The following is a 21,505-nucleotide window of genomic DNA, read 5'->3' on the forward strand; positions in this document are numbered from 1 at the left end:
TGCCAATACCCGGGACGGCTTTCGCCGCGCAGGATCGCAATCGTGAGAGGATCTTGCGCGTGAGAGGGCCGTTACCGGGACGGTACCGGGCGGCGGCGCTTGCCGGCCTGGCGCTGGCGCTCGTCGCCGCGCCGGTGCCGCTGGCGGCCGCTGCCGGCGCCAAGGTCGCCGCGAAGACTGGTGGCAAGGCGGGTGGCAAGACGCGCGCGAAGCCGCGGCGCGGGGTGGCGGTGGCCGCCCCGGTCGTGCCGCTCGCGCTGCCGCTGCTGTCGCCGGCCGCGGACCAGATCGTCGCCTGGGTCGCGGCGGCGAAGGACAATGCCGGCCTGCCCTATGCGGTGATCGACAAGCAGGCGGCGTCGCTGCTGCTGTTCGATGCGAAGGGCGCATATCTCGGGCAGACGCCGGTGCTGCTCGGCGTCGGAATCGGTGACGATTCGTCGCCGGGCGTCGGCGCGAAGGATCTGGCCGAGATCGGGCCCGCCGAGCGGACCACGCCTGCGGGCCGGTTCGTCACGAAGTTCGGGCGCGCGTTCGGACGCCAGTCGGTACTGTGGGTCGACTATGCCAATTCGGTCGCGATCCATGCGGTGATCACGACGCATAAAAAGGAACGCCGGGTCGAGCGGCTGGTGTCGCCGAGCCCCGACGACAACCGGATCAGCTTTGGCTGCATCAATGTCGGCAGCAAATTCTATACCGGCGAGCTGAGCCCGCTGTTCCGCCGCAAGGGCGGCGTGGTGTATATCCTGCCCGAGAGCCGGACGCTCGACGACGTGTTTCCGCGGGCCCGGCTGCTGCCCTATCTGAAGCCGACGCCGGTCGCGGCGACCCCTGGTGCGGAAAGCGAACCGACATGATCCTGCTCTGGCTCGCCGCGGTGGCCGCTGCCCCCGCTCCTGCCCGCACCCCCGCTCGCGCCGACCGCCCCGTGGTGGTGAGCGCGCTGACCACCGAGGAGCTGATCGCGCAGTGCCGCGGCAAGGATGCGGACCCCGCGCCGAGCTTCTGCACGGGCTATATCCTCGGCGCGTTCGACACGCTGTCGATGGCGCGCGAGATCTGCCCGTCGGCGACCAAGGGCTCGACGATCGACGCGGTGGCGACGACGCGCAAATATCTGCGCACCAAGGGGAAGAAGGCGAAAGCCGCGCCGATCTTCGTGGTCCGCGATGCGCTGCGCCGGTCCTTTGCGTGCAAGCGGAACGCCAAACGCTAGCCTGCCCGCCGTACCGGTAGCGGTACGGCCCTATGACAATCCGCCGAAGTGCCACCCGCGACGATTCGTCGGCGGGCGGAATGGCAATGTGCAACGCCATGGTGAACGGCGGTGGCCTTCGATAACCGAAATAGTGCCTATTCTGAACGTCGTCGCAACATTCGTATGAATCGGTCATATTTGGGTATTGTCATATAAGTCATAATGGAGAATTCATGTCCCCGGAACCGGACCAAGCGCGAACGCGCAGCCGGACAAGGGGGCCTTCATGAACTTCAGACATACCACGTCCTATATTGCACTTGCCGGATCGCTGTTGCTGACGGCGATCCCCGCTGCGGCGCAGACCGCGACGGACAGCCCGGCGACGCCGGCCCAGGCCAAGGTCGAGGCCGATGCGCAGACCGCGTTCGCCGCGGGCGATACGGCCAAGACCGTGTCCGACGACATGATCGTCGTCACCGGATCGCGGATCCAGCGCCCCAACATGACATCGGCCGCGCCGATCACCTCGGTCACCGCGCAGGACATCCGCGCACAGGCGGCGATCACCGTCGAGGACGTGCTCAACCGCCTGCCGCAGGTGTCGCCCGACAGCCAGCAGACCTATCAGGATTCGGACGGCCGCCAGCGGATCAAACTGCGCAGCCTGGGCTTCGAGCGGACGCTGGTGCTGGTCGACGGCAAGCGGCTGGGCACGCAGAACGGCCAGGACGTCGGCATCATCCCGCCCTCGCTGCTCGAACGCGTCGACGTGCTGACCGGCGGCGCGTCGTCGGTCTATGGATCGGACGCGGTCGCGGGCGTGGTGAATTTCATCCTGAAGAAGGATTTCGAGGGGATCCAGCTCGACGGCAATTACAGCTTCTACAATCACGAGAACAAGGACACGATCGTGTCGCCGCTGGCGCGCGCGAACGCGTTCGAGGCGCCGCGCGGGCTGACCAATGACGGCGGCCGGTCCGACGTCACGCTGACCGCGGGCACCAAGCTGTTCGACGGCGCGCTGCGCGTGTCGGGCTTCGTCAATTACCGCCAGGCCAATGACGTCCCCTATGACGCACGGTCGAGCTCGGCATGCCAGTTGGTCCAGACCGGCAAGGACGGCCCGCTGTCCTGCTCGCTGTCGACCTATTCGCCGAGCGGCTATATTTCGCCGCGCAGCGGGGCGAACAGCGGCGTCGGCTATGTCAACGATCCCGCCGGCACGCGGACGTTCGTGCCCTACGGCGCAGGCGCGGGCAACGCGGCCAACCCCTATGACGGCTATTCCTACCAGCGCGAATTCGAACGCTATACCGCCGGCGGCTTCGTCAGCGCGAAGATCGCGCCCGAGCTCGAGCTCTATGGTTCGGGGATCTGGTTCCGCGACAGGTCAGTGAACCCCTATCCGACGCGCGTCTACAGCTACACCGCCTATGGCGACACGCCGTATCAGGTGAACTGCAACAACCCGTTCCTGTCGACGTCGCAGGCCAGCACGATCTGCGGTGCGCAGGCGGGGACGTCGGCGCTCGCGCCGCTCGACGTGCGCTATCGCTTCAACGACCTGCCCTTCTCGCCCGACGTCTATCTGAACAAGGGGATCCGCGCGACCGCGGGCATCCGCGGCACCGTCGGCGACGCGTGGACCTATGATCTGGGCGGCGTGTTCTCGCGCAACCAGCAGGACATCACCTTCGGCAATTTCGCCGATTTCGACCGGGTGAACCGCTCGCTCAACGTCGTCAGCGTCAACGGCACGCCGACCTGCGCGGCGACCGTGTCGGGGGTCGACCCGGCCTGTGTCCCGTTCAACGCGTTCAGCGCGGGCACGCTCGGCGGACCGCTGGCCGATTACCTCTTCACCGCGCGCAGCGGCACCTCGACCGGCGTCGCCAAATTGTGGGACATCGTGTCGTCGGTGACCGGCGACCTCGGCAAATACGGAATCACCTCGCCCTTTGCGAACCAGGGCGTCGCGATCGCGCTGGGCGGCGAATATCGCAAGGACAGCTATGCCTCGTCCGCGGATGCGATCTACCGCGAGCAGAATGGCGGCGAGGATTTCAACCTGAGCCAGGACGTGTGGGAATCCAACATCGAGGTCCAGGCGCCGCTGATCGAGGAGCGCCGCTTCGCGCATCTGCTGCAGGTCACGGGCGGCTATCGTGTGTCGAAATACAGCAGCAATCCCAAGACCTTCAACACGTGGAAGCTCGAGGGTACCTATGCCCCGGTCAGCGACCTGACGTTCCGCGCGTCGTTCAACAAGGCGCAGCGCGCGCCGACGGTGTTCGAGATCCGCCAGGCGACCGCGATCAACTATAGCCGGCAGGGCGGATCGCAGAACGACTTCTGCGCCCCCGTGCCGCGCCAGATCGCGGACCCCGCCAATCCCGGCCGCACGATCACCACGACCACGCCGATCGCCTCGCGCGAAGTGTGCGCGGCGACCGGACTGTCCGACGCACTTTATGGCAGCGCGACCCTGCTGTGCCCGAACGACCAGTGCACGGTGCGATCGGGCGGGTTCACCGCGGATCCGGAAACCGCCTATACCCAGACCTATGGCCTGGTCGTGAAGCCGAGCTTCCTGCGCGGGCTGGTCTTTTCGGTCGATCGCTACCGGATCAAGATCAACAACTCGCTCGGCTATAACGACGACAGCTATTATACCGATGGCTGCCAGCGGTCGAACGGCGACCCGTTCTTCTGCTCGGGGATCGTCCGCCAGCCCGGCACCGGCATCCTCTACGCCGCCGCCGCGAACAACCCGACCAGCGGCTTCATCCGCGCGGGCACGACCAATTATTATTTCTCGATCGCGCGCGGCTGGGACTTCCAGAGCCAGTATACGCTGGGTCTGGGCGGGGCCGGCAAGATCGACTGGAACTTCAACGGGTCGCTGACCACCTTTGCCGGCGGGCAGGATTCGCCGCTCCAGCCCAAGCGCAATTGCGCGGGCTATTACGGCAATGGCTGCGGCCAGCTGCTGCCGAAATGGTCGCACGGGCTGCGGACGACCTATACGACGAGCGACGGCATCTTCAGCACCTCGTTCAACTGGCGCTATGTCGGGTCGCTGACGAGTGCGGACAATTCGGGCGATCCGGCGATCGGCGGCACGCCCGACCGCGCGCGGACGACCTTCTACAGGATCGCGCCGGTGAATTATTTCGACCTGGCGCTGACCTTCGCCGTGTCGCGCGACTTCTCGCTCCGGCTGATCGCGAACAACCTGCTCGACAAGACGCCGCCGATCCTGGCGAATTCCTACGACATCAGCCTGGCGCGCAGCAACACGATCCCCGCGCGCTACGACGCGCTGGGCCGCAACCTTGCGGTCGGGGCGACCGTGCGGTTCTGATCGAACCGGGGTGTATCGGGGGGCTCGTCGTTCGCGACGGGCCCCCTTTTTTTTGGTGCGGGAGCCGGCGGCGTCCGTCCGTCGCGTTGCGCTTAAAACGCGATAAGTTCCGCGTGCCGGGCGCCGGCGATTTCGACGTCATGACGCAAACGGAACAAGACTGCGTCGAGAGTGTTCGAACCTGTTGTAAGTACAGGGAGAGTTAAATGTCAGATTATCGGGGCGGCGAGCCAATTCGTCAGAAGAGCGGCGCAGGCAAGACGATCGTCATCGTCCTTGTCGTCATTGCGGCCATCGTCGGTGTCCTCTTTGCGACCGGGTTCTGGAGCGCCAACGTGAAGGAAGGTTCGCTTCCGGAGGTCTCCGTCAAGGGCGGCGACATGCCGAATGTCGATCTCGACTCTAAGGCGGTCGTCGTCGGCACGAAAAAGACCGAAGTCGAGGTCCCCAAGGTCAAGACCGAGACCGAAACGGTCGACGTGCCCACCGTGGGCGTCAAGGACAATGGCGAGAAGTAAGACTTCGCCTGACGTCACGAGCCCTCACCTGACGGTGGGGGCTTTTTTTTTTGTGACGCGGATGTGAGGGCGTTATCGCCGGGCACCGGGCAGCCGGTGTCAACGGCTCAACTTGGTGGAAACTCGACTTTCAGCCTATAAAGCGAGCATGAGAATCCTCATGCCGAGAAGGTGCAACGCCGGCAGTGCGAGCGCAGTGACGAAGCGCCATTTCGTCAATCGGCGATAGCAGAGAAAGCCCGCCGTCACAGCAGCGACGAGCATGACAGGCTGAGCGAGCAAGAACAATACCAGCGCCCACGCGCCGACGGACTGTCCATCGCCATCGGCGAAACTAACGCGAGCATTGCCGCTCGACCCAATAGAGTGCCAGACAGCAGCGATGCCGCGAGCGGAAGCATACGCGTCACGGTAATTGCCAGATGTTTTGCCGGGCATGAACGCTCCTTTGCTTCCAACCTCGCTAAGCTTCGAATGTCTGCAATTACGCGAAGGTGGAAGTGTCAGCTTAATCCATCTGCCAAGTTAACCTGTTACTAACAAGGTTGACAATGGCCATGGACGACGCTCGCAGCAGATAGCATTCCTGCCACGAAAGTACTGAAGTATCTCGTCGAATCAGGGTACGCAGAAGCACAAAGAAGTCGATCTCAAAACATAACTTATGTTATGCATTCTGTGATTTATCCATGTCCGCATTAGCCGTGAGGTACGTCTTAAAGGCGTATTTTCCATAAATCGTAGTATCAATAGTTAATTGTGGATACTGGGATCAAACTTAACAATAGTCCTGAGCAGCCTGTTTTATTACACGCCGGTGCGTTCGGCAGGCGGTTCTGCTGGGGGGGGGTACCGTGAGCAGTGCCTGTCGAACACTATCGTTGGTCAAAGCTCTTGTATCTACGATAAGCACGAACGGGAGTGTGGGGGGCCGTGGGAGATGGCGCCCGCCCCCCCCCCTCGCCGTACCGTTTACTTGCGGCCGAACAGTTTCTCGATGTCGCCGTGCGCGAGTTTTACCCAGGTGGGGCGGCCGTGGTTGCATTGGCCCGAATGGGGGGTGATCTCCATTTCGCGGAGCAGCGCGTTCATCTCGGCGACCGAGAGGATGCGGCCGGCGCGGACCGAGCCGTGGCACGCCATTGTGCCGGCGACCGCGTCGAGCCGTTCCTTCAGTGACAGCGCCTCGTCGAACGCGGCGAGTTCGTCCGCGAGGTCGGTGACGAGCCCCTTGGGATCGCTCTGGCCGAGCAAGGCGGGGGTCGCGCGGACCAGCATCGCGCGCGCGCCGAAGCGTTCGAGGTCGAGCCCGAAGTCTGACAGCTCGGCGGCGCGTGCCTCGAGCCGGTCGCAGGCGGGTTCGTCGAGCTCGACGACCTCGGGGATCAGCAGCGCCTGGCTCGCGACCGTGCCGCCGGCGAGCGCAGCGCGCATCCGTTCGAGGACGAGGCGTTCATGCGCGGCATGCTGATCGACGAGGACGAGACCGTCCTCCGCCTCGGCGACGATATAGGTCTTGGCGACCTGGCCGCGGGCGACACCCATCGGGAAGGATGAGGTTTGCGGCGGGGGTGTCCAGGCGGGTTCGGCTCTGGCCTGTGGGGGCGCGGCGAAGAAGGTGGGGCGGGTGTCGTTGACGCTGGCGTAGCTGCGGGATTCCAAGGGTAGCCTTTGGGGCGTGCCCTCACCTTCCCACCCGCTTTGCGGGCGGGCCCCTTCCTCTCCCCCGGGGGGAGAGGAGTTTTCTGGCTGCCACATCGACAGGGCGGACTCGGATGCGCGCTGGCTGCGGTGGCCGGCGGCGTCGAGCGCGCGGCGCAGGCCCGAGACGATGAGGCCGCGGACCATCGCGGGGTCGCGGAAGCGGACCTCGGTCTTGGCGGGGTGGACGTTGACGTCGACCTGGTCGGTGGGGACGTCGAGGAACAGCGCGACGACCGCGTGCCGGTCGCGCGGGAGCATCTCGGCATAGGCGCCGCGGATCGCGCCCATCAGCAGCCGGTCCTTCACCGGCCGGCCGTTGACGAACAGATACTGGTGATCGGCGATGCCGCGATTGTAAGTGGGGAGACTCGCGACCCCGCCGAGCACGAGCATGCCCGAGTCGACCGGGCGTTCGAGATCGATCGTGACCGCATTGTCAGCGAGTGCGCGATCGGTGAGCGTCGCGACGCGGCCCGGCCGGTCCTCGACCTGCGTCGCCGCCAGCGTGCGGCGGCCGTCATGCTCGATCGTGAAACCGATATCGGGACGCGCCATCGCGAGCCGGCGGACGACGTCGAGACAGGCGGCATATTCGGCGCGTGGGGAGCGAAGGAACTTGCGGCGGGCGGGGACGCGCGCGAACAGATCCTCGACGACGACGCGCGTGCCGGGGGGCAGCGCGGCGGGGCCCTCGCGCTCGACGCGGCCATTGTCGACGATCCGCGACCAGCCTTCGGCCCCCCTCACCCGGCTTTCGATCGTCAGCCGCGCGACGCTGGCGATCGAGGGCAGCGCCTCGCCGCGAAAGCCGAGCGTCACGACCGATTCGATGATCTCGTCGGGCATCTTCGAGGTTGCGTGCCGTTCGAGCGCGAGCATCATGTCGGCGGGCGTCATGCCGCATCCGTCGTCGGCGACTTCGATGCGCGATGTCCCGCCTTCGACGAGGAGAATCGCGATGCGTCCGGCGCCCGCGTCGATCGCGTTCTCGACTAACTCCTTCAACGCGCTGGCGGGTCTTTCCACCACTTCACCGGCGGCGATACGATTGACGAGATGCTCGGGGAGACGCCGTATTGACATGGGTTTGCGTCTAGACCAAGCGACGGCATCCCGCGACCCGCAAACGCCCGCTTATTAGGCACCCGGTGCTCGAAAACACCGGCGGGGCCCGCGAGATGATGTGCGAAATGCCGCCCGTCCGGCGGCCAGGATTACGGGACCCTGATTGAATGGCCTTCTACTCGCGTTTCTTCAAGTTCATGTCGCACGACATGGCGATCGACCTCGGCACCGCGAACACGGTTGTCTATGTCCGTGGCCGCGGCATCGTCCTGAACGAGCCGTCGGTGGTCGCGGTCGAGACGATCAACGGCATCAAGCGCGTCAAGGCGGTCGGTGACGACGCGAAGCTGATGATGGGCAAGACCCCGGGCAATATCGAGGCGATCCGCCCGCTGCGTGACGGCGTGATCGCGGACATCGACGTCGCCGAGCAGATGATCAAATATTTCATCCAGAAGGTGCATGGCCCGCGCCGCTTCGCGCGCTGGCCCGAAATCGTGATCTGCGTGCCGTCGGGGTCGACCAAGGTCGAGCGCCGCGCGATCCGCGACGCCGCGTCGAACGCGGGCGCGAGCACGGTCTGGCTGATCGAGGAGCCGATGGCGGCCGCGATCGGCGCCGACATGCCCGTGACCGAGCCGATCGGCAGCATGGTCGTCGACATCGGCGGCGGCACGACCGAGGTCGCGGTGCTGTCGCTGCGCGGTCTGGCCTATACGACGTCGGTCCGCGTCGGCGGCGACAAGATGGACGAGGCGATCGTCAGCTATGTCCGCCGCAACCACAATCTGCTGATCGGCGAAGCGACCGCCGAGCGGATCAAGCAGGAGGTCGGCATCGCCAAGCCGCCGGTCGACGGCATCGGCACGATCATCCACATCAAGGGCCGCGACCTGGTCAACGGCGTGCCCAAGGAAATCCAGATCAACCAGGGCCAGATCGCCGAGGCGCTGAGCGAGCCCGTCGCGACGATCGTCGAGGGCGTCCGCGTCGCACTGGAGAACACCGCGCCCGAGCTCGCCGCGGACATCGTCGACCAGGGCATCGTCCTGACCGGCGGCGGCGCGCTGCTGCAGGGGCTGGACGAGGTGCTGCGCGACGAGACCGGGCTGCCGGTGACGGTCGCCGAGGACCCGCTGACCTGCGTCGCGCTGGGCACCGGTCGCGCGCTTGAGGACCCGCTGTTCCGCGGCGTGCTGATGAGCGGCTGAGAAGCGTGTAGGTGGGAATCGGGTCAGTGGAAATCGCATCGACCGAGTCGCGGGGATAGGGCCCCGGACCCGGCGATGCCCGAGAACGAGGGGACAGGCGCATGGCGCCAGCCCGCGACCGCCGGACGGGGTTTTCCCGACGGCGTCAATATGGGGTGTTCGTAGGCTATGTGCTCGCCATCGCCGGTGCGGTGGTGGGCGCAGCGTTGCTCGTCGTCTCGACCTTCAACCCGCCCGCCTTTGCCGGCGCACGGATGGGTGTGGCGGGCCTCACCGCGCCGGTCTCGTCGGGACTCGCCTGGGTCGTGGGCGGGGTCGCCGCGGTGCCCGAGGCGATCGGGACCTATTTCTTCGTCCGCCAGGAAAATGTCGCGCTGCGCCGCGAGCGTGAGCAGACGCGCGCGCTGCTGATGCGCGCGCGGACGATCGCCTATGACAATCGCCGGCTGCGATCGCTGCTGAAGGTCCGCGACCGGATCGCCGAACCGGTCGTCACCGCGCGACTGGTCAGTTCGAGCGCGTCGAGCGGGCGCCGCTTCGCGCTGCTCAATGCGGGCCGCTGGAGCGGGGTGCGGCCGGGCATGGCGGTGCGCGGCCCCGACGGGCTGGTCGGGCGCGTCGTCGAGACCGGCCCCAATGCGGCGCGGGTGATGCTGCTGACCGACGGCGACAGCATCGTGCCGATCCGCCGGACGCGCGACGGGCTGCCCGCGATCGCGGTCGGGCGCGGCGACGGCATGCTCGACGTCCGGTCGGTCAACGCGACCAACGTCAAGTTCAATGCGGGCGACCTGTTCGTCACGTCGGGCGTCGGCGGGCTGTATTCGCCCGGCATCCCGGTCGCGCGGGTGATGACCGCGGGGGCGGATTCGGTGATGGCACGGACCTTCGCCAATCCCGACACCTTCGATTTCGCGGTGGTCGAGCCCGGCTTCATGCCGGTGCCGCCGCCGCGCCCCCTTGCGCCCTCCGACAATAGCGCCAAGTGACTGCCAAACCACCCTATCCCGTCTTCCCCCAGATGATCGACCAGCCGTGACCACCCGCAACAGCGTCGACTACAAGCCATTCGAACCGAAGGTCGCAGGCGGCCGGGCGCGGGCGATCCCGTGGCTGACCGTCATGGCGGGATCGCTGATGACGATCGTGCCGCTGATCGCGACGATCCCGATCCTGCCGCCGTTCGGGTTCGTCATGCTGCTCGCATGGCGGCTGCTCGCCCGTTACGCGCTGCGCCCCTGGGCGGCGGCACCGCTCGGGCTGTTCGACGACCTGCTCAGCGGGCAGCCGCTGGGCAGCGCGGTGCTGCTCTGGTCGCTGGCGTTCGTGGCGATCGACATGATTGAGCAGCGGCTGGTGTACCGCGATTTCTGGCAGGACTGGCTGATCGCAAGCGGCGGGATCGCGTGCTGCGTGATTGGCGGGCGATTTCTAGGCGTACGGGTCGGCACGCATGTCGACACCGTGCTATTGGCGCAGATCGTGATCACCATGATGCTCTTCCCGCTGGCGGCGCGGATCGTCGCGACGATCGAACGACGCAGGGTCCAAGAATGAAGCGGGTTTCCGAATGAGACGGCCGCCGCGTGTCGTGACCGAGATGTCGCAAGCCTATAGTTTCTCGCGGCGTGCCTGGATGCTGGGCGCGGTGCAGGGTGGCGTCGGGCTGATGCTGGCCGGGCGGATGGCCTGGCTGTCGATCGCGCAGAACGAACGCTACACGATGCTGTCCGAGAGCAACCGCGTGAACATGACGCTGTTGCCACCGCGGCGCGGCTGGATCGTCGACCGCCACGGCGTGCCGATCGCGAACAACCGCACCGATTTCCGCGTCGACATCATCCCCGACCGGTTGCGCGACAAGGAGCGCGTGCTGCCGCTGCTCGGCCGCATCCTCCAGCTGCCGCCCGAGGAGATCGAGCGGATCGCGATCGACCTCGACCATGCCGCCGGGTTCCAGCCGGTCCAGGTCGCGGAGAATCTCGACTGGGAGCGGTTCGCCGCGGTCAGCGTGCGGCTGCCCGAGCTGCCCGGCGTCGCGCCGACGCGCGGCTTTGCGCGCAACTATCCCGCGGGCGCCGCGGTCGCGCATCTGACCGGCTATGTCGGCGTGCCCAATGCCGAACAATACAAGAAGACGCGCGACCCGCTGCTCGTCACCCCCGGCTTCAAGCTCGGCAAGGACGGGCTCGAGAAGATGCTCGAACCCGCGCTGCGCGGCGAGGCGGGCGCGAAGCGGGTCGAGGTCACCGCGCGCGGCAAGCTGGTCGCCGAGCTCGCGACCAAACCCGACGTGCCGGGCAAGACCGCGCGGCTGACGATCGACGCGGGGCTGCAGGAATATGCCGCGCGCCGGCTGGGCACCAATTCGGGGTCGGTCGTCGTCATCGACTGTCGCACCGGCGAGATGCTCGCGATGGTGTCGATGCCCGCCTATGACCCCAACAGCTTTTCGGACGGGATCAGCCATCTCGAATGGCAGATGCTGAGCGACGACGATCACGTGCCGCTGATGAACAAGGTCACGCAGGGGCTGTATCCGCCGGGTTCGACGGTCAAGCCGATGAACGGGCTCGCGCTGCTGCATGCCGGCGTCCCGGCGGACGCGCGGGTCAATTGTTCGGGCGCGATGCGGCTGGGGACCAGCGTGTTCCATTGCCACAAGCGCGGCGGGCACGGGCCGCTCGACCTCAAGAACGCGATCATGCAGAGCTGCGACATCTATTTCTACGAGATGGCGCGGCGGGTCGGCTATGCCGCGATCGCGCCGATCGCGCGGACGCTGGGCATGGGGCAGAAGTTCGACCTGCCCTTCTTGACGCAGCGGTTCGGGACGATGCCCGACCCCGACTGGAAGCTCACCAAGTACAAGCGGCCGTGGACGGTCGCGGATTCGCTCAACGCGTCGATCGGCCAGGGCTATGTGCTCGCCAACCCGTTGCAGCTGGCGGTGATGGCGGCGCGGATCGCGTCAGGCCGCGACCTGCAGCCGAGCATTCTCGCCAGCCAGGTCCACCGCGACGCGCCCGCGCTCGCGATCGATTCGGAAAATCTGGCCCGGGTGCGCGAGGCGATGTTCGGCGTGATCAACCAGGGCGGCACCGGCGGCGCGGCCAAGCTGCTGATCCCGGGCGTCGCGATCGCGGGCAAGACCGGCACCGCGCAGGTCCGCCGCATCACCATGGCGGAACGGCGCTCGGGCGTGCTCAAGAACGGCCAGCTGCCGTTCAAGCTGCGCGACCATGCGCTGTTCATCGGCTTCGCGCCCGCGGACAACCCGCGCTACGCGCTCGCCGTGGTGCTCGAGCATAATGGGCATACGGTGCGCAACCTCGACACGCCGATGATCGGGCGCGACATCATGACCTACATGCTCGACCGCGAGCGCGCGCTGAAGTCGCTTGCCGAGGTCGAACCGACCTGGGGCGGCGACATCAAGACGCGGATGGCGGCGACCGCGGCGACCTATCGCGCGGCGCAGAGCGCCCCGCCCGCCGCGATCGCGACCAAGACCGACGCGACCGTGCCGAGCGACGCGCCGGCGGTCGAGAACGCCACCGACGTCGCCAACCGGACCCAGGCGGATCTGGCCACCGCGGGCGGCGGGGTCGCGGAAGACGGAACCACGGAGCGCGGCCAATGACATCGCGGATCATCCCCGAACAGCTTGCCACCCTGCCCTGGCGGACCTTGCTGCTGGTCACGGCGATCGGGACCTTCGGGCTGGTCGTGCTCTATTCGGCGGCGGGCGGCTCGCTGCGCCCCTGGACGCTGCCGCAGGGCATCCGCTTCTTCATCCTGCTGGCGGGGTCGGTCGTGCTCTCGCGCATCCCCGAGCGCGTCTGGAAGGCGGCGGCGTGGCCGACCTATGGTGCGCTCGTCCTCGCGCTTGTGCTGGTCGAACTGCTGGGTGCGGTGCGCGGGGGCAGCCAGCGCTGGCTCGACCTCGGCTTCATCCGGCTCCAGCCGTCCGAATTGATGAAGCCGGCGATCGTGCTCGCCTGTGCGCGCTTCTACGACATGCTGCCGCCCAACGAGACGCGGCGGTTCGCAGCCGTCTGGCCCGCCGCGGTGCTGATCGGCATCCCCGCGGCGATCGTGATGAAACAGCCCGATCTGGGCACCGCGCTGATGATCTGCGCGGGTGGTGCGACGGTGATGTTCCTGGCGGGCATTCCGCTGAGGCTGTTCGTCGGCGGCGCGGTGGCCGCGTCGGTCGCGATCCCGCTCGCGATCAACTTCGCGCTGCACGATTATCAGCGCAACCGCATCCTGATCTTCCTCGATCCCGAAAGCGATCCGCTGGGCACCGGCTATCATATCAGCCAGTCGAAGATCGCGATCGGATCGGGCGGGCTGTGGGGCAAGGGGTTCCTCAACGGCACGCAGAGCCATCTCGACTATCTCCCCGAGGGGCATACCGACTTCGTCTTCGCGACGATGGCGGAGGAATGGGGGCTGGTCGGCGGCTGCCTGCTGATCCTCGCCTTCCTGCTGGTGATCCGCTGGGGGATCGAGGTCGGCCAGCGCGCGCAGTCGCGGTTCGCGCGACTGGCCGCTGCGGGGCTCGCCACGACGATCTTCTTCTATGTCGCGATCAACCTGATGATGGTGATGGGCCTCGCCCCCGTGGTGGGCATCCCGCTGCCGCTGTTCAGCTATGGCGGGTCGTCGCAGATGACCGTGCTGCTGTGCCTGGGGATATTGATGTCGATCGACCGGGAAAATCGCAAGACGACCCGCTGGTAAGCAGAAAAAGACAGCAATTTGGACGAAAGGGGGTTGCGGCCCCCGATGAGTCTGCTAACAGCGCGCCTCCAGCAGCGGGGCGCCACACCAGGGCGCCACTCAAAACCGCCCCGGAATGGACGCATAGCTCAGTTGGTAGAGCAGCTGACTCTTAATCAGCGGGTCCTTGGTTCGAGCCCAAGTGCGTCCACCAGAGTTTCCAACGGCCTCGCAGCGATGCGGGGCCGTTGTGCATTCGACGTCCCCTAAATTTCCCCTTTTCGGTGGTCAACGCAGCCTTCCGGCCCTCGCTTTACTCCACCGACGACAACTTAAGGGGCAGCCCTCGCCCGCTCCGTTTCAGGCTACGAGATAGCCGCGTTTGGTGGAAGCCAGCCTGTCCACTCTCCGGTGCTTCTAAGGCTAAATAGCCCTTCGTTCAGACCACGCGGGTCGGCAACCCACGCCCTGAGGGCAGCCTTTCCGTGCGCCACCATGCAAATACCAAAGCAGCCGGGCTTCAGCTGTGTCAGCCCATAAGTCTGAGATGCTTCGCTGTCGATAATCTGATCCAGACTCCAACAAACGGCGGGGGCCGGACGAAGATTTCATCGTACCCCTTGAAAGCGCTGCCAATCATCGGCACGAGCACCCCATGCTTAGACCAGAAGCGCAGATTGAGCACGACCTGATCCAGAAACTGCGGGAGCTGAAGTATGAGCATCGCGGCGACATCAAGGACCGTGTGGGACTGGAACGCAATTTCCGTGCGAAGTTCGAGGAGCTCAACCGGGTCAAGCTTTCGGACGCCGAGTTCCAAAGGCTCCTCGAAAAAATCGTGACCCCGGACGTTTTCGCCGCCGCCAAATCGCTGCGCGATCGTGACTCCATCGAGCGTGACGACGGTACCCCGCTCAATTACACGCTTGTCAACATTCGGGACTGGTGCAAAAATACTTTCGAGGTAATTGATCAGCTGCGGATCAATACCGACAACAGTCATCATCGCTATGACGTCATTCTGCTCATCAACGGCGTGCCGGTGGTTCAGATCGAGCTGAAGGCGTACACCGTCAACCCGCGCCGGGCGATGCAGCAGGTCGTCGAATACAAGAACGAACAAGGCGGCGGCTATCGCCGAACGTTGCTTTGCTTCATCCAGGTGTTTGTCGTTAGTAACCGCAATGATACCTGGTATTTCGCAAACAACAATGCGAAGCATTTCAGCTTCGACGCCGACGAGCGCTTTCTTCCGATCTATCAGTTCGCAGCCGAGGACAACAAAAAGATCGTTCACCTCGATCATTTTGCTGAAAAGTTTCTGGCGAAGTGCACACTGGGGCAGATGATCAGCCGCTACATGGTCAGCGTTGCCAGCGAGCAGAAGCTGCTGATGATGCGGCCTTATCAAATCTATGCAGTCAAGGCGATCGTCGACTGCATTCAGCAGGACGTCGGCAATGGCTATATTTGGCACACCACTGGCAGTGGCAAGACGCTCACGTCGTTTAAGGCGTCGACGTTGCTGAAGGACAATCCAGACATCGATAAATGCCTGTTCGTAGTCGACCGCAAGGACCTCGACCGGCAGACGCGCGAGGAGTTCAACCGTTTCCAGCCGGGCTGCGTCGAGGAAAATACCAACACTGAAACGCTGGTCCGCCGTCTGCTATCGGACGACTATGCCGACAAGGTGATCGTCACCACGATCCAGAAGCTCGGCCTCGCGCTCGATGACGGCAACAAACGCAATTACAAGGCGCGACTAGAGCCCTTGGCGGGCAGGCGCATCGCCTTCATTTTCGACGAATGCCACCGCTCGCAGTTCGGCGAAAACCACAAGGCGATCCGGGAGTTTTTCCCCCGTGCGCAGCTCTTTGGCTTTACCGGCACGCCGATCTTCGAAACGAACGCACGGTACGAACAGGTCGAGGGTGAGCAGGCCAGTCTCCGCACCACCGAAACGCTGTTCGAGCGTTCCCTGCACGAATACACGATCACGCACGCGATCGAGGACCGCAATGTGCTGCGGTTCCATATCGACTATTACAAGGCGGAAGGGGAGCGGCTCCCCAAGCCCGGCGAGGGGCTCAAGAAGGCGAAGGTCGTCGAGACCATCCTCGCCAAGCACGACGCCGCGACCGCCGAGCGCAAGTTCAACGCGATCCTGGCGACCAGCTCGATCAATGACGCAATCGAGTATGTCGAAAACTTCAAGGCCATCCAGGCCGCGCGCGCTGCCGCCGATCCGGATTTCCACCCTCTCAATGTCGCCTGCGTCTTCTCTCCGCCTGCCGATGGCAACCCAGATGTGCGCCAGTTGCAGGAAGACCTGCTGCAAGAGTTGGAGGACAACAAGGTCGATCCGGACGCCAAAAAGAATGCACTGCGGGCGATCATTCACGATTACAACGCGCAGTACGGCACCAACCACCGCATCGGCGAATTTGATCTCTATTATCAGGACGTACAGAAACGTATCAAGGACCAGCAATGGCCGAACGTCGATCTGCCCCACGCACAGAAGATCGATATTACTATCGTCGTCGATATGCTGCTGACCGGCTTCGATTCAAAGTTTCTGAACACGCTCTACGTTGATAAGAACCTGAAGCATCACGGCTTGATCCAGGCGTTTTCGCGCACCAATCGTGTGCTCAACGATACCAAGCCCTATGGCAACATTCTTGATTTCCGGTCGCAGCAGTCCAATGTCGAGGAGGCTATCGCCCTGTTCTCGGGCGAAAGTGTCGATGCGCCCGCGACCATCTGGCTAGTTGATCCCGCGCCCAAGGTTATCGCTAGCCTGACCGAAGCGGTCAAACGGCTCGACGATTTCATGGTGTCGCAGGGTCTTGAGGCGCGGCCGGACGAGGTGCCGAACCTTAAGGGCGATGCGGCGCGCGGGCAATTCATCGAGTTGTTCAAGGGTGTGCAGCGGCTGAAGACCCAGCTCGACCAATATACTGATCTGGAGGGCGCGCAGAAGGCCGCAATCGATGAGACCGTGCCGCCAGAGACGCTTCAGGGCTTCCGCAGCGCGTATCTGGAGACCGCGCAGCGGCTGCGCGAGAAGCAGCAGCGGCAGGGCGACGATGCCGACCCCGATCTGCAACAGCTCGATTTTGAGTTCGTGCTCTTCGCGTCCGCGGTGGTCGATTACGATTACATCATGGGCCTGATCGCTAAGATGACGCAGGCCCCCGCGGGCAAACGGACGATGAACCGCGACCAGCTGATCGGCCTGATCCAAGCCGATGCCAAGTTTATCGACGAGCGTGACGACATCGCCGAGTACATCCGCGGGCTCCCGGTTGATCAGGCGCTCGAGGAAAGGGATATCAAGGTTGGATACGACGCATTCAAGGCCGAGAAGAAAGCGGCGGAGCTGACCGCGATCGCGACGGTGAACGGGCTGGAGATCGCGGCGCTCCAGGCGTTCGTCGATGAAATCATCCGCCGCCGCATTTTCGATGGCGAGCAGTTAAGCGACCTGATGGCGCCCCTCGGCCTCGGCTGGAAAGCGCGGACGCAAAAGGAACTGGCGCTGATGGAGGCGCTCACCCCGCTGCTATACAGGCTAGCGGAGGGGCGCGAGATCTCGGGGCTGAGCGCGTATGAGCAGTGATGGGACTAATGCTGTAACTGCTCAGGGGGATAAGCGAATGCCGAAGTTGCGCTTTCCAGAGTTCCTAAACGCAGGCGAGTGGAAGCTGCGCGAGTTAAGCGAGCTGCTAACCGAACCGAAAGCGAAGAACCGTCAACTAAAATACGGACACGAGCAGGTGCTCTCCGTTTCGGGCGAGCACGGCTGCGTTAACCAGATCAGTTTGTTGGGGCGGTCCTACGCAGGAGCGAGCGTCAAGGAATATAACGTCGTCGAAACGGGTGACATCGTTTACACGAAGAGTCCGCTTAAGGCGTGCCCCAATGGCATCATAAAGGCCAACAAAGGCCCGGCAGGTATCGTATCTGTTCTATACGCAGTCTATCGTCCGATAGAGGCGGCGACATCAGAGTTCATTGATTACTATTTCTCTAGTCACTGGAATCTGAACGCCTATTTAGAACCTTTAGTAAAAAAGGGTCCCAAGAACAGCATTCTGGTCAATAACTCCGATGTCTTGAAGGGGCGCATCGGTGTGCCGGAGCACGACGAACAGCAGAAGATCGCCGACTGCTTGTCCTCGCTCGGTGCCGTGATCGCCGCGGAGGGGGAGCGGCTGGCAGCGCTTAGAGATAACAAAAAGGGCCTGATGCAAGCGCTGTTCCCCGCCCTAGGCCAAGCCACCCCCCGCATCCGCTTCCCCGAGTTTCGGGACGCGGGTGAGTGGGCAACAGTCAATTTGTCAGAAGTCGCGTTCTTTCAAGAGGGGCCCGGAATCATGGCTGTTGATTTTTGTGACATAGGGGTGCCGCTTATTCGGCTATCTGGAATTAGCGGAACGTCAGTAACACTTGATGGCTGTAACTATATTGACCCCATGAAGGTAAGCGATAAGTGGGAGCACTTTTGCCTTGATCTCGATGATCTCGTTATTTCCACTAGCGCGACCTTTGGCCTTGTTGCTTCCGTTACTGAAGAAGCTGCTGGTGCAGTTTTCTACACGGGCTTGATCCGATTTCGGCCGCGTAGTGGAAATTTGGAAAGTAGCTACTTGAAGACGTTCTTAGGAAGCGAGCCCTTTGCCCGCCAAGTTCATAGCGCTGCGGTCGGCGGAGGGATCAAACACTTTGGTCCGACTCATCTAAAGCAGATGACAATGCCACTACCTTCGATAGCTGAGCAAAAACTGGTCGCAGATTGCTTGAACGCAATCGACGATCTGATCGCCGGAGCCGTTCAACGGCTTGAAGCTTTGAACGTTCACAAGTCCGGCCTGACGCAGCAGCTCTTCCTGTCGCCCGCTCAGGTGACGGCATGATCCCCGCTACCCCCCACGCCGACCTGCCCGCCCTCGCAACGCATCTGCGCGCGGTGCTGAACGGCACAGACGCCGCGCCGGGAAAGAAGTGCATCCTGCTCTACGCCTATAACGGCACTGGCAAAACGAGGCTGTCGATGGCGTTCAAGGATGTCGGGAAGCAGGGCGATGCGCGCGATACGCTCTATTTTAACGCCTACACGGAAGACCTATTCACGTGGGACAATGACCTTGATGGTGATGCCAACCGCAAGCTGCGCCTGAACACTAGTTCACGCTTCTTCAATGGGCTGGACGAGCTGGAGATGGAATCAAAGATCGGGCCGCTGTTGGAACGATACGCCGATTTTACCTTCCGGATCGACTATGCCGAAGGAAGCGTCACCTTCTCGCGCGATGTTGTAATCATCGGCGCCGATGGCAATCTGCGGACTGAGATACTTGACAACATCAAGGTGTCGCGCGGCGAGGAGAACATCTTCGTCTGGTGCTTTTTCCTTGCCATTGCCCAATTGGCGATCGCGACGACCGACGATGCCGAGCCCTATGCTTGGGTCAGACACATTTACGTCGACGATCCCATATCCTCGCTCGACGAGCATAACGCAATCAGCGTCGCCTGCCATATCGCCGCCGTGCTGAAAGGCCAGGACCGCGTGAAGGCCATCATCTCGACGCATCACACGCTGTTTTTCAATGTGCTGTGCAATGAGCTCGGGAATGCCGACAAGCGCTTTCTGACGAAATGCGCCGACGGCACATTCTTGGTGCGCGGAACCGGCGACACGCCCTCGTTCCACCACGTCGCGCTGTTGACCGAGCTCCAGAAGGCGGCCGACAGCGGCGACCTTTACACCTACCACTTCAACATGCTGCGCTCGGTGCTCGAAAAGACGTCGAGCTTTCACGGGTTCGGTGGCTTCAAAGCCTTGATCGACCGGGACGACGACGACCCCGACGGCATTGTGCACGGCCGGCTGCTGAACGTCATGAATCACGGAAACTATTCGCTTTACGAACCCGTCGAAATGGTGCCCGAGAACAAGGAAGCATTCCGCCGCATCCTAGCTAACCTGCGGGCGCGCTACACATTCAACCCGGAACTTTTCGACGACCCCCAACAGGCAGCCGCAGCATGACCGACCAGGAACAGAAGAAGCTCGGCCAAACGCTGTGGAACATCGCCGACCAACTACGCGGCGCGATGAACGCCGACGATTTTCGTGATTACATGCTGGCGTTTCTGTTTCTACGTTACCTGTCCGACAATTACGAATCGGCGGCGGCGAAGGAGCTAGGGCCGGACTACCCTGCGCTTGGGGCTGACGACAGGCGCGCGCCGCTCTTGGCTTGGTACGCCGCCAACGCCGCCGACGTCGCGACCTTCGAAACGCAGATGCGTCGCAAGGTGCACTATGTCATCCGCCCCGAACATCTGTGGACCAGCATCGTCGAAATGGCGCGCGTCCAGAATGGCGACCTTCTCGACACCCTGCAAAAGGGCATGAAATTCATCGAGGAGGAGTCGTTCCACAGCACGTTCAAGGGGCTGTTTTCCGAGATCAACCTGTCGTCGGAGAAACTTGGCAAGACTCTGCCGGATCGTAATGCAGCTCTGTGCAAGATCATCACTGAAATCGCTAAGGGGCTGAGACAATTCTCCACAAACAGCGATACGCTTGGCGATGCGTACGAATATCTGATCGGGCAATTCGCCGCCGGGTCCGGCAAGAAAGCCGGCGAATTCTACACGCCGCAGCTCGTCAGCGACATCCTGTCGCAAATCGTCGCGCTTGACAGCCAAGACCCTACCCAGGGCAAGCGCCATCATATCGACAGCCTGCTCGACTTCGCCTGTGGCTCGGGATCGTTGATCCTGAACGTCCGTAGCCAGATGGGGCCGCGTGGCATCGGCAAAATCTACGGTCAAGAGAAGAACATCACGACCTATAACCTGGCGCGCATGAACATGCTGCTGCACGGGGTGAAGGACAGCGAGTTCGAGATTTTCCACGGCGATACGCTGACCAACGAATGGGATTTGCTAAGAGAAACGAACCCGGCGCGGATGCCGCGTTTCGACGCCGTCGTTGCCAACCCGCCATTCTCGTATCGGTGGGACCCGTCGGGTTCGATGAGCGACGATGTGCGCTTCAAAAATTACGGCTTGGCCCCCAAATCGGCCGCCGACTTCGCGTTCCTGCTTCACGGCTTTCATTTCCTGAAAGACGACGGCGTGATGGCGATAATCTTGCCGCACGGTGTCCTGTTCCGCGGCGGGGCCGAAGAGCGCATTCGCACCAAGCTCCTGAAGGACGGGCACATTGACACCGTCATCGGCCTCCCCGCCAACCTGTTCTATTCGACCGGTATCCCGGTTTGCATCCTCGTGCTGAAGAAGTGCAAGAAGCCGGACGACGTGCTGTTCATCAATGCTGCCGAGCATTTCGTCCGCGGAAAACGTCAGAATTCACTTGGCGATGGCAAAAACGGTCAGCCGGATCATATTGGCAAGATTGTTTCTACTTATCAGCACCGTCACGAAGAGCCGCGCTATTCGCGCCGCGTGCCGATGTCCGAAATCGCCGACGAAAAGAACGGCTACAGCCTCAACATCAGCCGCTACGTCAGCACCGCTCAGGCCGAGGTCGAGATCGATCTTGCTGCAGTACACGCGTCGCTTGTCGAGATCGACAAGCGCTCGAGACAGGCGACAACGCGACATAACGGATTTCTCAAAGAGCTTGGGTTGCCACCGCTGCCGTCCTGATGGCGGGTCGGTTTGT

15 protein-coding genes and 1 tRNA gene are annotated in these 21,505 nt (G+C 63.4%); 14 read left to right on the forward strand and 2 right to left on the reverse strand.

All coding sequences use genetic code 11. The annotated features are described in order from the left end of the window. The first annotated feature begins 59 nt into the window (after positions 1-59). The 4 genes from J3A66_RS04560 to J3A66_RS04575 all read left to right on the forward strand — a co-directional run bounded on the left by J3A66_RS04560 (position 60) and on the right by J3A66_RS04575 (position 5,086). The gene (locus J3A66_RS04560) at positions 60-860 is read left to right on the forward strand and encodes a hypothetical protein (protein WP_209567457.1); all 801 of its coding nucleotides are present in this window, start codon (positions 60-62) and stop codon (positions 858-860) included. Then, on the forward strand, positions 857-1,219 hold the full coding sequence (locus J3A66_RS04565) for a Rap1a/Tai family immunity protein (protein ID WP_042466865.1): 363 nt from the start codon (positions 857-859) through the stop codon (positions 1,217-1,219). Before J3A66_RS04560 ends, J3A66_RS04565 begins: the two co-directional genes overlap by 4 nt. 268 nt (positions 1,220-1,487) lie before the next feature. Next, positions 1,488-4,568, forward strand: a complete 3,081-nt coding sequence (locus tag J3A66_RS04570; RefSeq protein WP_209567459.1) for a TonB-dependent receptor — start codon at positions 1,488-1,490, stop codon at positions 4,566-4,568. A 206-nt stretch (positions 4,569-4,774) separates the two neighbouring features. Then, entirely contained in the window at positions 4,775-5,086 is a 312-nt protein-coding gene (locus J3A66_RS04575) for a hypothetical protein (protein WP_031440198.1), read from the forward strand. A gap of 135 nt (positions 5,087-5,221) precedes the next feature. On the opposite strand, the gene J3A66_RS04580 is transcribed toward J3A66_RS04575, so the two are convergent. Next, complete coding sequence (locus J3A66_RS04580) at positions 5,222-5,524, reverse strand: hypothetical protein (protein ID WP_209567461.1); 303 nt, start codon at positions 5,522-5,524, stop codon at positions 5,222-5,224. 534 nt (positions 5,525-6,058) lie between these two features. Then, complete coding sequence (gene mutL, locus J3A66_RS04585) at positions 6,059-7,873, reverse strand: DNA mismatch repair endonuclease MutL (RefSeq protein WP_209567463.1); 1,815 nt, start codon at positions 7,871-7,873, stop codon at positions 6,059-6,061. 149 nt (positions 7,874-8,022) lie between these two features. On the opposite strand from mutL, the gene J3A66_RS04590 reads away from it, so the two are divergent. The 10 genes from J3A66_RS04590 (at position 8,023) to J3A66_RS04635 (ending at position 21,489) form a co-directional block, all read left to right on the forward strand. Beyond that, complete coding sequence (locus J3A66_RS04590) at positions 8,023-9,066, forward strand: rod shape-determining protein (RefSeq protein ID WP_031439534.1); 1,044 nt, start codon at positions 8,023-8,025, stop codon at positions 9,064-9,066. A gap of 101 nt (positions 9,067-9,167) precedes the next feature. Then, a complete protein-coding gene (gene mreC, locus J3A66_RS04595) occupies positions 9,168-10,055 on the forward strand; it encodes a rod shape-determining protein MreC (protein WP_056405613.1) in 888 nt (295 codons plus the stop codon). Between the two features lie 46 nt (positions 10,056-10,101). Continuing rightward, on the forward strand, positions 10,102-10,623 hold the full coding sequence (gene mreD, locus J3A66_RS04600) for a rod shape-determining protein MreD (RefSeq protein WP_031440173.1): 522 nt from the start codon (positions 10,102-10,104) through the stop codon (positions 10,621-10,623). Between the two features lie 13 nt (positions 10,624-10,636). Beyond that, positions 10,637-12,709, forward strand: coding sequence for a penicillin-binding protein 2 (gene mrdA, locus J3A66_RS04605; protein ID WP_209567465.1), 2,073 nt, complete (start codon positions 10,637-10,639; stop codon positions 12,707-12,709). Then, positions 12,706-13,815 carry a rod shape-determining protein RodA gene (gene rodA / locus J3A66_RS04610; protein ID WP_031392826.1) on the forward strand — a complete coding sequence of 370 codons (1,110 nt, stop codon included), beginning with the start codon at positions 12,706-12,708 and terminating at the stop codon, positions 13,813-13,815. The genes mrdA and rodA overlap by 4 nt, the downstream gene beginning before the upstream one ends. Positions 13,816-13,932: 117 nt before the next feature. Then, a tRNA-Lys gene (locus tag J3A66_RS04615) sits at positions 13,933-14,008 on the forward strand. Positions 14,009-14,449: 441 nt separating this feature from the next. Beyond that, a complete protein-coding gene (locus J3A66_RS04620) occupies positions 14,450-17,422 on the forward strand; it encodes a type I restriction endonuclease subunit R (RefSeq protein WP_209567468.1) in 2,973 nt (990 codons plus the stop codon). Between the two features lie 37 nt (positions 17,423-17,459). Then, the gene (locus tag J3A66_RS04625) at positions 17,460-18,719 is read left to right on the forward strand and encodes a restriction endonuclease subunit S (RefSeq protein ID WP_209567470.1); all 1,260 of its coding nucleotides are present in this window, start codon (positions 17,460-17,462) and stop codon (positions 18,717-18,719) included. Then, on the forward strand, positions 18,716-19,858 hold the full coding sequence (locus tag J3A66_RS04630; RefSeq protein ID WP_209567472.1) for an AAA family ATPase: 1,143 nt from the start codon (positions 18,716-18,718) through the stop codon (positions 19,856-19,858). Before J3A66_RS04625 ends, J3A66_RS04630 begins: the two co-directional genes overlap by 4 nt. Continuing rightward, positions 19,855-21,489, forward strand: coding sequence for a type I restriction-modification system subunit M (locus J3A66_RS04635; RefSeq protein WP_209567474.1), 1,635 nt, complete (start codon positions 19,855-19,857; stop codon positions 21,487-21,489). The genes J3A66_RS04630 and J3A66_RS04635 overlap by 4 nt, the downstream gene beginning before the upstream one ends. Positions 21,490-21,505: the final 16 nt, after the last annotated feature.

Origin of the sequence: Sphingomonas sp. PvP018, assembly GCF_017876865.1 — a bacterium.
GTDB classification, from domain to species: Bacteria; Pseudomonadota; Alphaproteobacteria; order Sphingomonadales; family Sphingomonadaceae; genus Sphingomonas; species Sphingomonas aerolata.